The sequence below is a fragment of the Bacillus sp. FSL K6-0138 genome (assembly GCF_037982765.1).
In the GTDB taxonomy this organism is placed as follows: Bacteria; Bacillota; Bacilli; order Bacillales; family Bacillaceae; genus Bacillus; species Bacillus glycinifermentans.
In genome coordinates this window covers 3,538,139-3,549,823 of the sequence record NZ_CP150286.1, presented here as the reverse complement: position 1 = coordinate 3,549,823, position 11,685 = coordinate 3,538,139, and the positions used below count along the sequence as shown (strand labels likewise).

Here is an 11,685-nt window from a genome sequence, read left to right as displayed (position 1 = left end):
ATATGGCAGATAACTTTTCATCATCAAAGCCGATATACCGGCAAATTGCCGAACAGCTTTTGAAAAGAATGATCCGGAACGAGATCAGCCCGGGAGATAAGCTGCCTTCGGTCCGCGAGCTGGCTGTCGAGACGCAGGTCAATCCGAATACGATTCAAAGAACTTACAATGAACTGGAAAGGATGGGAATCGTGGAAACGAGACGGGGACAGGGGACGTTTGTTGTTGAAGAGCCGGAGGTCATCGATCGTTTTAATCGGGAAATGCGGGCGGAGGTCACGGAGCAGTTTGTCCGGAGCATGGAAGAGCTCGGCTTGTCGAAGAAGGAAATACGTTCCGAACTTGACCGCTATTTGCAGGAAGGTGATTCTAAGTGATTGAGCTAAAGAATGTGACGAAAAAATACGGTAAACAATTCGCTTTAAAGGATGCTTCGCTGTCGCTGTCTCCGGGCAAAATCTACGGAATGACCGGTCCGAACGGCAGCGGCAAATCCACGTTGTTAAAGCTGATCGCAGGACTTGTATATCCCGATTCGGGGACGGTTTCAGTCGGCAATGATCCGGCCGCAAGAAGCATGAGCAAAAGCATCGCTTACTTGACAGAGCTTGACATGTTTTATGAGCCTTTCTACGTAAAGGATGCCGTCTATTTTTATGAAAGCCAGTTCGCCGATTTTCAGCTTGATCAAGCGTTTGACCTTTTGAAAGAAATGAAAATCGACGGGGAACAAAAAATCAGTAAGCTCTCCAAAGGGAACCGCGGCAGATTGAAGCTGGCGCTGACTTTAGCCCGCAACGCCCCGGTCGTTCTGCTTGACGAGCCTTTGTCAGGCCTTGATCCTCTTGTGAGGGAGTCGATCGTAAAGGGCTTGATTTCGTATCTTGACCTTGAAAAACAGACGGTGATCATCGCGACGCATGAGATTAACGAAATCGAACAGATTTTGGATGAAGTCATTGTCGTCTTAAACGGGCGGATCGAAGAGAAGAGGAACGTCGAAGAGCTGCGCGAAGAATTCGGGGTGTCGCTTTTGCAATGGTTTAAAACGTTTCTCAAAGACAAATAAGGGAGGAGAAATCAGTGGAAACGCTGCTTCAGTTAAAAAACGTTTCAAAAACGATCAGAGGAAAGAAAATTATCGACGGCTTGAGCTTTGATGTGCGCGCCGGAGAGGTATTCGGCTTTCTGGGCCCGAACGGCGCGGGAAAGACGACGACGATCAGGATGATCGTCGGCCATATGGGCATATCATCGGGCGACATTATCGTATGCGGCGTCAACGTAAAAGAGAACTTTGAAAAAGCCGCCCGGCATATCGGGGCGATTGTCGAAAACCCTGAACTGTATAAATTTTTAACGGGCTACCAAAACCTTCAGCAATACGCGCGCATGTCAAAAGGGGTAACGAAAAGCAAAATCGATGAAGTCATTGAGCTTGTCGGCTTGAAGAGCCGGATTCACGATAAGGTGAAAACGTATTCGCTCGGAATGAGGCAAAGGCTCGGTCTTGCCCAAAGCCTTCTGCACGATCCGAAGCTGCTTATCCTTGATGAGCCTACAAACGGCCTTGATCCGGCCGGAATCAGGGAAATCCGCGATTATTTAAGAAGGCTGACAAAGGAAAAGGGCCTGGCCGTCATCGTGTCAAGCCACCTCCTGTCAGAGATGGAAATCATGTGCGACAGAATTGCGATTATCCAAAACGGAACGCTCCGCGATATTCAACATGTCCATGAACCTGCTGCAGATGAGAAGAAGCGGTACTTTCTTCAGGCCGATGACAGAGATGCGCTGCTTCGTCATGCGTCAGCTTTTGGAGAGCGGAGCATTGAACAAGTGAAGGACGGAATCGAACTCAGCCTTTTAAAAGAAGAAGTGCCTGAACTTATTAAACATCTGACCGACAACGGCGTCCGTTTATATGAAGCGAAAGCCGTCACCAAATCGTTGGAAGACAGATTCCTGGAAATCACCGAGGAACGGGAGGGGACAAAGCTTGCTTAATCTGATTTGGAACGAATGGATCAAAATTTTCAACCGCAAAGGAACCTATGTCATGATCGGAATCCTGCTGATCGTCGTTATCGGGATGGGCATTCTAACCAAGACGATCGGAGAAACAGACCCGAGTACGCACTGGAAAAAGGAACTGGCTCAGGAAAATGCCGATATGAAGAAAGAGCTGAAAAGTGTCAATAGCCCGACGCTTGAAAACAACTATAAAGAGTCGATTGCCATTAATGAATATCGAATTAAACACGATTTGCCGCCGGAAGACGGGACGTATTCGGCAATGTCGTTCATTAGTGATGCCGGGGATATGATTTCTTTGATCGGGTTGTTTGTGATTACGGTTGCGGCGGGAATCGTCGCAAACGAATTCAGCTGGGGAACGGTGAAGCTGCTCGTCATTCGGCCGATCAGCCGCTTTAAGATTCTGTTATCCAAATACATTACCGTTTTGCTTTTGGCGTTGGCCTTGATTGCGATTTTGTTTGCAAGCGCAGGTATTACGGGTCTCGTTTTGTTCGGAGCGGGAGACGGGAGCCAGGTCCATTTGGCATATGCAAATGGAAATGTTAAAGAACAAAGCCTGATCTTGCACCTGGCCGGGAGCTATCTGCTTCATTCGATTTCTCTCTTGATGATGTCGACGATGGCATTTATGATTTCGGCGGTATTCAGAAACAGCTCGCTGGCCGTCGGGATATCGATCTTTCTGCTCGTCATGGGCGGCACGGTAACCAATCTTATTGCGATGAAATTCGACTGGGCGAAATACATTTTATTTGCCAACACTGATTTAACGCAGTATGTCGACGGAACGCCACTTGTGTCAGGCATGACGATGGGGTTCTCGATTGCAGTCTTGGCGGTCTATTTTATCATTTTTCAAGTGCTTGCATTCGGCGTGTTTACAAAAAGGGACATCGCTTCATAAGCAGAAAAAGCACGGCACCGTTTAGGCGCCGTGCTTTTTTATAAAAATAAAAAGACTGCTGACAAAGTCAGCAGTCCCGAAGAAAAGCTTATTACGCTTTTACTACGTTAGAAGCTTGTGGTCCGCGGTTTCCTTCAACGATTTCGAAAGTTACGGATTGGCCTTCTTCCAAAGTTTTGAAGCCTTCGCCTTGAATAGCAGAGAAGTGAACGAATACATCGTCTTGTCCTTCAACTTCGATGAATCCGAAACCTTTTTCAGAGTTAAACCATTTTACTTTACCTTCTAGCATGAAATTTCCTCCTAAAGCGATAACGCTTAAATTCACTATTCTTGCTCTGAAACAAACTTCCAAGACGAAAACTCTTACAAAACTTTCTTCTTAAAGATAGTTCGAACAAAAATAATTACCTTTACTTTACCAGTGTTTAAGGGAAATTACAACTGTTTGAACGCAATTTTTTTAAAAAAGTAAAAAGCCGCTCTCAGCGCCGGAAATTGGGCTTTTTTTGAAGCGCATATGAGCCCGAAAATGTTAAAAATGCGATTGACAACATTCCGAAGAAGCTGTAAAGTTAGGTAAAACTTCACACTTTCATTACTTCTTATTAAGAGAGGCGGAGGGAATTGGCCCTATGAAGCCTCGGCAGCGGGTTCTGCATGATGCAGAATACTGTGCCAACTCCAACAAGCCGAAAAAGGCTTGGAAGATAAGAAGGTCGGATGCACTCTTTATTGCTAATGAGTCTAAAGGCTTCTTCTTATTTTCTAAGAGGAAGCCTTTTTTGTTATCCAAAAAACAGCGGAGGGATCAACATGATTACATTCGAGGGCGTGGAAAAGGTCTATGACAGAAACGGGCAGAAAATCCGGGCGCTTGACGGCATTGACCTTCATGTCGAAAAAGGGGACATCTACGGGGTCATCGGATTTAGCGGAGCGGGAAAAAGTACGCTGATCCGCTGCGTCAATTTTCTTGAAAAACCGACGGCGGGAAAGGTTTTCGTCGGCGGACGGGACTTGACGTCCTTGCCAAAAAACGAAATCCGCTCGGTTAAACGGAAAATCGGAATGGTTTTTCAGCATTTTAATCTATTAAATTCGAAGACGATTTTTGCGAATGTGGCGGCTCCGCTCACGCTCGTCAAAACACCGAAAGCCAAAATCAAGAAAAAGGTGACGGAGCTGCTCCGCTTTGTCGGTCTTGAGGATAAGGCTGACGCCTATCCGGATCAGCTTTCAGGGGGGCAAAAACAGCGCGTCGGCATTGCGCGCGCGCTTGCGACAAACCCGGAGGTTCTGCTTTGCGATGAAGCGACATCAGCCCTTGATCCGCAGACGACGAGCGATATTCTCAAGCTGTTAAAGCAAGTCAATGAACAATATAATATTACGATTCTTTTAATTACCCACGAAATGAATGTCGCAAGGGAAATCTGCGACAAAGTCGCGGTGATCGAAAAAGGGAAAATCATCGAATCGGGCAGCGTGTTTGACGTCTTTTCCGCCCCAAAAACCGAAACGGCGAAAAACTTTATCCGTTCGGAGATCGATTTTGAACTTCCGGAATCGATCAAAACATTGAATATCAAGCACCTTTACCGATTTCAATTTGTCGGGGAATCGTCAGGAAGGCCGTTTCTCTCCCAAGTATCAAAACGCTTTGACGTGGACGTCAATATTCTTCACGGCACGATAACAGAGCTGCAGGGAATTCCGTTTGGAAGCATTACGGTCGAACTCGCGGGCCAAGACGAAGAAATTGCCAAGGCGCTCGATTTTATCAGGCAAGCAAACATTCAAGTTAAGGAGGTAAAGTGACATGCTTGTAACATATGACCAAATCATTGATGCCTTGATCGAAACGATTCAAATGACGGTGTTTTCGCTTTTGTTTTCAAGCGTGATCGGCGTTCCGCTCGGGATTCTCCTCGTGGTCACGAGAAAGGGGCACCTTCTCGAAAATACGGCACTGTTTACGGTTGTCAATGTTATCATCAACATTTTCCGGTCTGTTCCGTTTATCATTTTGATGGTTGCCCTTATACCGCTGACACGGCTGATTGTGGGGACGTCGATCGGCACGTGGGCCGCGGTTGTTCCGCTTACGTTTTATGCAGGGCCATATATCGCAAGGCTTGTTGAAAATTCGCTTTTGGAAGTCGATCCGGGGGTGATTGAAGCGGCTGAAGCAATGGGGGCGACTCCGCGGCAGATCATTTTCAGGTTTTTGATTCCCGAAGCGCTCGGTTCTTTAGTGCTAAGCTTTACGGTAGCGACAGTCGGCCTGGTCGGCGCTTCGGCGATGGCAGGTGCGATAGGCGCCGGAGGACTGGGAGATTTGGCGATTACATACGGCTATCAGAGATTTGATACTGTGACGATGATCGTGACGGTTGCGATTCTGGTCATCGTTGTCCAGGGATTGCAGTCATCCGGTAATGTGCTAAGCAAAAAAATAAGAAGACGATAAAAAGAGAGGTAACCAGCTATGAAAAAATTTGCTTTCATCACGATTGTTCTTTTCATCTTAAGCGTGTTTGCAGGCTGTTCAAATTCCGAAAGCGGGTCGATTAAAATCGGTGTCAGCGGAACGGATACGAGGGTGTGGGATTTTGTAAAGAAAAAAGCCGAAAAGGAAGGCTTAAAAATCGAAATCGTCAAATATTCGGACTATGTACAGCCGAATATGGCCCTGTCGAGCGGGGACATCGACGCAAACGCCTTCCAGACGATATCGTATTTCAATTCATTTAAAAAAGAGCGCAACCTTGATTTATCGCCGATCGGAACGACGATCATCGCGCCGATGGGCATTTATTCGGATCATTACAAGTCGGTTAAAGAGATTCCGGACGGAGCAAAAATCGCTGTGCCGAATGAAGCGACAAACATGGGAAGAGCGCTTCTCCTATTGCAGCAGGCGGGTTTAATTAAGCTGAAGGACGGCTTTGACGGGAACGGATCGCTTGACGTGATCAAGGAAAATCCGAAGAAGCTTCAGATCACGACAGTGGCTGCCGAACAAACGCCGCGGGTGCTCCAGGATGTCGCAGCCTCTGTCATCAACAACGGAATCGCCGTTGATGCCGGACTGAATCCCGTCAAAGACTCGATAGAGCTTGAAGACGAAACGGCAACGCCTTACATCAATATCATCGCGGCCAGAACCGAAGACAAAAACCGCGAAGACTTAAAAAAGATCGTCAAGCTTTATCAGTCTGACGATACGGCTGAATTCATCAAAAAAGAATTTAACGGAGCCCAGATTCCGGCATTTGTACCGCTTGAAAAAATCGGAGAATAAACTTTTTGAGAGAATGGCGAATATCGTTAATTCCTACTTGACCAATAAGGTTTATTGTACTATAGTTTTCTAATGTAAAAAAATTCTGGGGGGCATGTGTTTTATGGCATTTTTGGTTATTTTAAATATTTTCATCCTGCTTTGCTTGATGGCGCTCCTCTATATCATGCAAAAAAAGCACGTTTCGTTTTCGAAGAGGGTGTTTACTGCGCTCGGAATTGGAATCGTCTTTGGGTTTGCTTTGCATTTTATATATGGTTCGTCTTCAGAAACGATCACTCAGACATCAGATTGGTTTAATATAGCCGGCAGCGGCTATGTCAAGTTTTTGCAGATGGTTGTCATGCCGCTTGTGTTCATTTCGATCTTAGGGGCATTTACAAAGCTTAAACTGACAAATAATATCGGAAAAATCAGCAGTCTTATCATCGGGATTCTGATTGCAACGACCGCTGTCGCTGCGGCGGTGGGGATCGCATCAGCGCTCGCTTTCGATCTTCAGGCCGTTCAGGTGGACCACGGCAGCGCAGAGGCTTCAAGAGGCGCGGAGCTTGAACAGAAGTCTCAGGATATGGAAGCCAAAACGCTTCCGCAGCAAATCGTCGAGCTGCTGCCGGGCAATCCGTTTTTAGACTTTACGGGAGCAAGACCGACGTCAACCATCGCAGTCGTTATTTTTGCCGCTATTCTCGGGATGGCATACCTTGGCGTCAAGAAAAAACAGCCGGAGCAAGCCGAGCTCTTCAAAAAGTTGGTTGATGCCGTCTATGCAATCATCATGCGTGTCGTCACGCTGATTTTAAGGCTGACGCCTTACGGGGTATTGGCGATTATGACAAATACGATCGCAACAAGCGATCTCGACAGCATCGTCAAGCTCGGTAAATTTGTGATCGCTTCTTATGCGGCGTTGATCGTTATGTTCATCATTCATTTGCTGCTGATTACGTTCAGCGGACTGAACCCGGTGACTTACGTGAAAAAAGTATTCCCTGTCCTGATCTTTGCATTTACGTCAAGATCAAGCGCTGGGGCTTTGCCTTTGAACATTAAAACGCAAAGAAGCCTCGGGGTTCCTGAAGGAATTGCGAACTTTGCCGGATCATTCGGGCTGTCGATCGGCCAAAACGGCTGTGCGGGAATATATCCTGCAATGCTGGCGATTATGATCGCGCCGACTATCGGACAAAATCCGCTTGATCCGTCATTTTTGGTCACCGTTGTTGCCGTTGTTGCGATCAGCTCCTTTGGCGTAGCCGGTGTCGGCGGCGGTGCAACGTTTGCGGCGCTTCTCGTGCTGTCTGCTTTAAATATGCCTGTTGCTCTTGCAGGCTTATTGATTTCGATCGAACCGCTCATTGACATGGGACGTACGGCCCTTAACGTCAGCGGCAGCATGACGTCCGGCCTGATCACAAGCAAAGTGACGAAGGAGCTTGAAACAGACACGTATCAAGACCGAACTAACATCATCGAAGCTGAAGTATAAAAAAAAGAGCCCGCACCGCTTTGATATGCTCCCCTAAAGGTAGACAGATGAAATAAAAAAATCTGTTTGCCTTGGGGGAGTTTTTTCATGGCTGGAAAATGGTTTTCAAAAGAAGAAAAATTGAATATTCTATCAGAATGTGATCAGGGCAATAATTCGGTGAAGGAGATCGCAGAAAAATATGGCATTCATGCCGAAACGATTCGTGAATGGAGAACATCGCATGATATGGCGGGTGTGGAGAGTTTGGAACGTTCAAAGCGCCATAAGTTCTATCCCGCAGAATTAAAATACAATGCCGTGAAAGACTTCTTATCCGGACGCTACTCTCAAAGAGAAATCTCGAGAAAATATAAGATTTCCAGTAAATCCGTACTCATGAAGTGGGTTGAGCTTTATAATGGTCATAAAACGTTAAAAGACAGCGGGAGAGGAAGGAATCGTTTGATGACCAAACGGAAGAACGTTTCATTGGAAGAACGGATTGAGATTGCGAAGGATTGTCTAGCTCATGGAAAGGACTACGCCAGATCAATGGAGATTCATCAAGTCTCCTACCAACAGGTGTATCAATGGGTGAAAAAGTATCAAGAAGGCGGAGAAGAGGCCTTAAAAGACAACCGAGGGAAACGCAAAACCGAAGAAGAACTGACACCTGAAGAAAAAATTCAACGGGAAAACAAACGGCTGGAACAGGAAAATGAGCGTTTGCGCGCAGAGAATGCGTTCTTAAAAAAGTTGGAAGAGATCAAAAGGAGGCGGTTCTAAGTCAGGTTCGGTACGAAGATCGATATCTCGCCATTTTAGAGCTGAATCGAAAAGAAGGCTTTTCTGTCCAAATGTTATGTGAGATTGCCGAAGTTTCGCGCCAGGGGTATTACAAATGGAGGAGCCGAGTACCTTCAGCGAGAGAAAAACAGAATGAAAAGATTATCGCCAAAATGGCGCTACTTCACGAACAAATTGGCGGTATCTACGGATACCGCAGAATGACCTTAAACATGAACCGCCGCTTTAAAGAGCGCCTCAATCATAAGCGCATCTATCGGCTGATGAAAATTGCCAAGCTGGAGTGTGTCATTCGGCGGAAGAAAAAACGTTACGGCAAAGCGACGCCTCAACATGTGTCCGAAAATATCCTGAATCGAGAGTTTAAAGCGGACAAACCAAATCAAAAATGGGTGACTGATGTGACAGAGCTAAAATACGGCCATCGGAAAGCGTACCTCAGTGCCATTTTAGATCTTCATGAGGGAATGGTCGTGTCTTATGTGCTGGGGAAATCCAATAATAACGCCCTTGTGTTTAAAACCTTGAACCAAGCGCTTGAGGCAGCCCCAAACGCACGTCCTCTCCTTCACAGCGACAGAGGTTTTCAATACACGTCCCACCAGTTTAGAAGGATGATTGAAAACGCAAATATGACACAGAGTATGTCCCGCGTCGGCCGCTGTATTGATAACGGCCCCATTGAGTCGTTTTGGGGGAAATTAAAATGCGAGAAATACAGACGGAATTCGTACGAGACATTTGAGGCACTTCAAAGCGCAATTGATGAATATATCCACTTTTACAACCACGATCGTCTACAAGAAAAACTAAACGGCCTCAGCCCAGTGGAATACAGGGCTAAAGCCGTCTAGTGTGTTTTAGTTATTTCCACTGTCTACTTGACAGGGTGCAGATCACTTTTTAAGCGCGTGCGGGTTTTTTTAATGCATATGGTTCGTATGGCTCTGCGCCTGTCCGTGCTGATGTGCGGCGTTGTGACTTTCCGCCATCTGTCCGGAAGCCTCCTGGCCGTTTGCTGCGCCGTACTGGTGCTGGGTGCTGTTCTGATTGCTTTGCATTTGGTTTCCTTGAGTGAACGCCTGTTTAATGAAATCGGCCGGGTTCATCATCATGTTTTTCGCGGAGCTGTTATGACGCTGTCCGCCCATTCGGCCTGCAAACATGCCGGTAACTCTCTTGCGAAGCTCCGGGGAAAAAGCGAGGGTAAGAGCAGCAGATCCGAAAACTAAAACAGCCGGGTGAATGCCTGTTTTTCTTCTGAACAAAGGGATTACCTCCTTTTTATGTATACCATCCCCTTAACGTCTTTGTTTTATTCTCAAGTCCCGGCGGCTGCGCGTAACCGGTGTTTTTCAAAAAAGCTGAAAATCGCGGTAAATACCATATCTCTGTTTTCCTTTTTTGAAAAACCGTGCCCCTCATTTTCCATGACGATGTATTCAGGCGTCCTCCCCAAACGCTTGAGCTGTTCGACGATCTGATCGGATTCTTCCTTTACGACGCGGGGATCGTTAGCTCCTTGAATGATCAGCATTGGCTTTGTCATTTGCTCCAAGTAGGTGATCGGCGAGTCGGCCGTCATTTTTTCCTCATCACGCTCCGGATGACCGACCCACTTTTCCATAAGGGGACGCCAAAAGTCAGGCACCGACTCGACGAACGTAAACAGGTTGCTGACACCGAAAATATCGACGACGGCGCGGAAATACCCGGGATGCCTCCCGTGCAGGAGAAGTACCATATATCCCCCGTAGCTTCCGCCCATCAAAAACAGCTTGTCCCTGTCTGCGAGCTTATTGTCAATCAGCCAGTCGATCCCTGATACCATATCGAGACGCGGCCCTTCCCCCCAATCCTGCTCCACCATTTGATAAAACGTGTAGCCGTAGTTCGCCGAGCCCCGGAAATTCGGCGCGAATAACTGGTAGCCCATTTTGGCCGCAATTTGAAAGATATTGAAAAACCTGAATCGTTCGGAGTCTTGCGGTCCGCCGTGAGGCCAAATAATGGTATAGCCGTTTGCCTCTTGTGGAACAGGTTTAAACAGCAAGCCTTCAATCGGCAGCCCGTCAAAAGACGGATAAGTGACGATTTCCGGATAGGAGAGCTCGTCTTCAGAAAACCCGGGAACCTGGTTCTTTGTTAATTGTCGCCATTCGGTGTCATTTTTCGCCTTCATATAAATGTTGGCGGGCTTCGTCGGAGTCGACCCGAGAACATAGAGCGATCCGGACTTTGCACAGACGACTTTGGTAATCGATGTGCACGGGCAATCGATGGCGCGGCTTTCTCCGATTGCTGTGTCATACTGATACAGCAGATCTAGGACGCCTTTTTTTCCGGTGACATAAAGGTTTGTTCCTTCCGGGTCTGCATAGATCGATGTGATTTCTGTTTTGTCGAGCGAAAGAAGCGGGGTGAATGTATTGGTTGAGATGGTGTATGACGCAAGATAGGAAAACTCGGAATCGTAATTCGTTGTCACATACAGTATGTCATCTGAGTGAAAATATGATGAATGGACCATGTGCGGCTTTTTTTCATCGGGAACGACCGCTTTCGCGTGTCCGTCCCTGGTTTGAAGCATACAGACGGAATGGCTGTTGACAAATGACACATGGATGCTGACGGCTTTCTCGCCCGGACTTACATCGCTGAGCAGCGATGGACCGTCTTTTCCTTCAAAAACGAGCCGTTCTTCACCTGTCTGCAAATCGTACTTGTATGTATTCAAAAATGTCGGGTTGCTGCTTTCAGATGAATAATAAACAGCATGTTTTACAGGGATCGGCGAAAAATGGCGGTCGAGCTGGTTTCCGTTTAAAAGCCGCATTTCACCGCCTTTGGATGGGAAGCGGTATAAACAGCTTTGTTCATCTCCGTCGTTGTCAAACCCGGCAAAGAGCTCTGAACCGTCTTTGCTGTAGGCGATTCCGCTTGAATCCTGATTCAAAAAGGTGAGCTGATAAGGATAGAGATGAGGAAGATCCATCGCCCACAGGTTTGATTTTCCGTTGATATTGGTATCAAAGACAAGCTGCGTTTCCTCAGGATGGACGGCAAAATTGGTAATGCGCAAAACGTCAAATATTTGTTTCGCCTTCTTCAATGCATCGGTATGCTGCACTTCTCGAAGCACCTCCAATTTTTGTA

12 protein-coding genes and 1 riboswitch are annotated in these 11,685 nt (G+C 46.8%); of the genes, 9 read left to right on the top strand and 3 right to left on the bottom strand.

Annotation, left to right across the window (positions count from 1 at the left end; all coding sequences use genetic code 11):
- The first annotated feature begins 2 nt into the window (after positions 1–2).
- From MHB78_RS18755 to MHB78_RS18740, 4 genes are read left to right on the top strand one after another with little or no spacing between them, the layout of a single operon-like run.
- Positions 3–377 carry a GntR family transcriptional regulator gene (locus tag MHB78_RS18755; protein ID WP_046132985.1) on the top strand — a complete coding sequence of 125 codons (375 nt, stop codon included), beginning with the start codon at positions 3–5 and terminating at the stop codon, positions 375–377.
- The gene (locus MHB78_RS18750) at positions 374–1,069 is read left to right on the top strand and encodes an ABC transporter ATP-binding protein (RefSeq protein ID WP_046132986.1); all 696 of its coding nucleotides are present in this window, start codon (positions 374–376) and stop codon (positions 1,067–1,069) included. Before MHB78_RS18755 ends, MHB78_RS18750 begins: the two co-directional genes overlap by 4 nt.
- Positions 1,070–1,083: 14 nt before the next feature.
- Positions 1,084–2,007: an ABC transporter ATP-binding protein gene (locus MHB78_RS18745; protein ID WP_046132987.1), complete on the top strand. Its 924-nt coding sequence runs from the start codon at positions 1,084–1,086 to the stop codon at positions 2,005–2,007.
- Entirely contained in the window at positions 2,000–2,944 is a 945-nt protein-coding gene (locus tag MHB78_RS18740) for an ABC transporter permease (protein ID WP_046132988.1), read from the top strand. Before MHB78_RS18745 ends, MHB78_RS18740 begins: the two co-directional genes overlap by 8 nt.
- A 91-nt stretch (positions 2,945–3,035) precedes the next feature.
- Here MHB78_RS18740 and cspD read toward each other — a convergent pair whose 3' ends face one another.
- Complete coding sequence (cspD, locus tag MHB78_RS18735) at positions 3,036–3,236, bottom strand: cold-shock protein CspD (RefSeq protein WP_046132989.1); 201 nt, start codon at positions 3,234–3,236, stop codon at positions 3,036–3,038.
- Positions 3,237–3,546: 310 nt separating this feature from the next.
- Positions 3,547–3,661, top strand: a riboswitch (SAM riboswitch).
- A gap of 99 nt (positions 3,662–3,760) precedes the next feature.
- Between cspD and MHB78_RS18730 the strand changes: the two genes are divergently transcribed.
- The 5 genes from MHB78_RS18730 to MHB78_RS18710 all read left to right on the top strand — a co-directional run bounded on the left by MHB78_RS18730 (position 3,761) and on the right by MHB78_RS18710 (position 9,383).
- Positions 3,761–4,765: a methionine ABC transporter ATP-binding protein gene (locus MHB78_RS18730; RefSeq protein WP_046132990.1), complete on the top strand. Its 1,005-nt coding sequence runs from the start codon at positions 3,761–3,763 to the stop codon at positions 4,763–4,765.
- A 1-nt stretch (position 4,766) separates the two neighbouring features.
- The gene (locus MHB78_RS18725) at positions 4,767–5,417 is read left to right on the top strand and encodes a methionine ABC transporter permease (RefSeq protein WP_046132991.1); all 651 of its coding nucleotides are present in this window, start codon (positions 4,767–4,769) and stop codon (positions 5,415–5,417) included.
- 18 nt (positions 5,418–5,435) lie between these two features.
- Entirely contained in the window at positions 5,436–6,251 is an 816-nt protein-coding gene (locus MHB78_RS18720) for a MetQ/NlpA family ABC transporter substrate-binding protein (protein ID WP_046132992.1), read from the top strand.
- Between the two features lie 103 nt (positions 6,252–6,354).
- Positions 6,355–7,740: an L-cystine transporter gene (locus tag MHB78_RS18715; protein ID WP_046132993.1), complete on the top strand. Its 1,386-nt coding sequence runs from the start codon at positions 6,355–6,357 to the stop codon at positions 7,738–7,740.
- A gap of 87 nt (positions 7,741–7,827) precedes the next feature.
- A protein-coding gene (locus MHB78_RS18710) for an IS3 family transposase (RefSeq protein WP_231947364.1) occupies positions 7,828–9,383 on the top strand; the annotation gives its coding sequence in 2 pieces (ribosomal slippage) (positions 7,828–8,485 and positions 8,485–9,383; 1,557 coding nt in all).
- Between the two features lie 69 nt (positions 9,384–9,452).
- On the opposite strand, the gene MHB78_RS18705 is transcribed toward MHB78_RS18710, so the two are convergent.
- Entirely contained in the window at positions 9,453–9,797 is a 345-nt protein-coding gene (locus MHB78_RS18705; RefSeq protein ID WP_231947434.1) for a hypothetical protein, read from the bottom strand.
- A gap of 53 nt (positions 9,798–9,850) precedes the next feature.
- Positions 9,851–11,641: a S9 family peptidase gene (locus MHB78_RS18700; protein WP_065894724.1), complete on the bottom strand. Its 1,791-nt coding sequence runs from the start codon at positions 11,639–11,641 to the stop codon at positions 9,851–9,853.
- Between the last annotated feature and the right edge of the window lie 44 nt (positions 11,642–11,685).

What these genes read in the sequence shown, in the direction of transcription:
- MHB78_RS18720 (WP_046132992.1), top strand. Translation starts at nt 5,436, where the DNA reads ATGAAAAAATTTGCTTTCATCACGATTGTTCTTTTCATCTTAAGCGTG.
- MHB78_RS18755 (WP_046132985.1), top strand. Translation starts at nt 3, where the DNA reads ATGGCAGATAACTTTTCATCATCAAAGCCGATATACCGGCAAATTGCC.
- MHB78_RS18730 (WP_046132990.1), top strand. Translation starts at nt 3,761, where the DNA reads ATGATTACATTCGAGGGCGTGGAAAAGGTCTATGACAGAAACGGGCAG.
- MHB78_RS18725 (WP_046132991.1), top strand. Translation starts at nt 4,767, where the DNA reads ATGCTTGTAACATATGACCAAATCATTGATGCCTTGATCGAAACGATT.
- cspD (WP_046132989.1), bottom strand. Translation starts at nt 3,236, where the DNA reads ATGCTAGAAGGTAAAGTAAAATGGTTTAACTCTGAAAAAGGTTTCGGA.
- MHB78_RS18715 (WP_046132993.1), top strand. Translation starts at nt 6,355, where the DNA reads ATGGCATTTTTGGTTATTTTAAATATTTTCATCCTGCTTTGCTTGATG.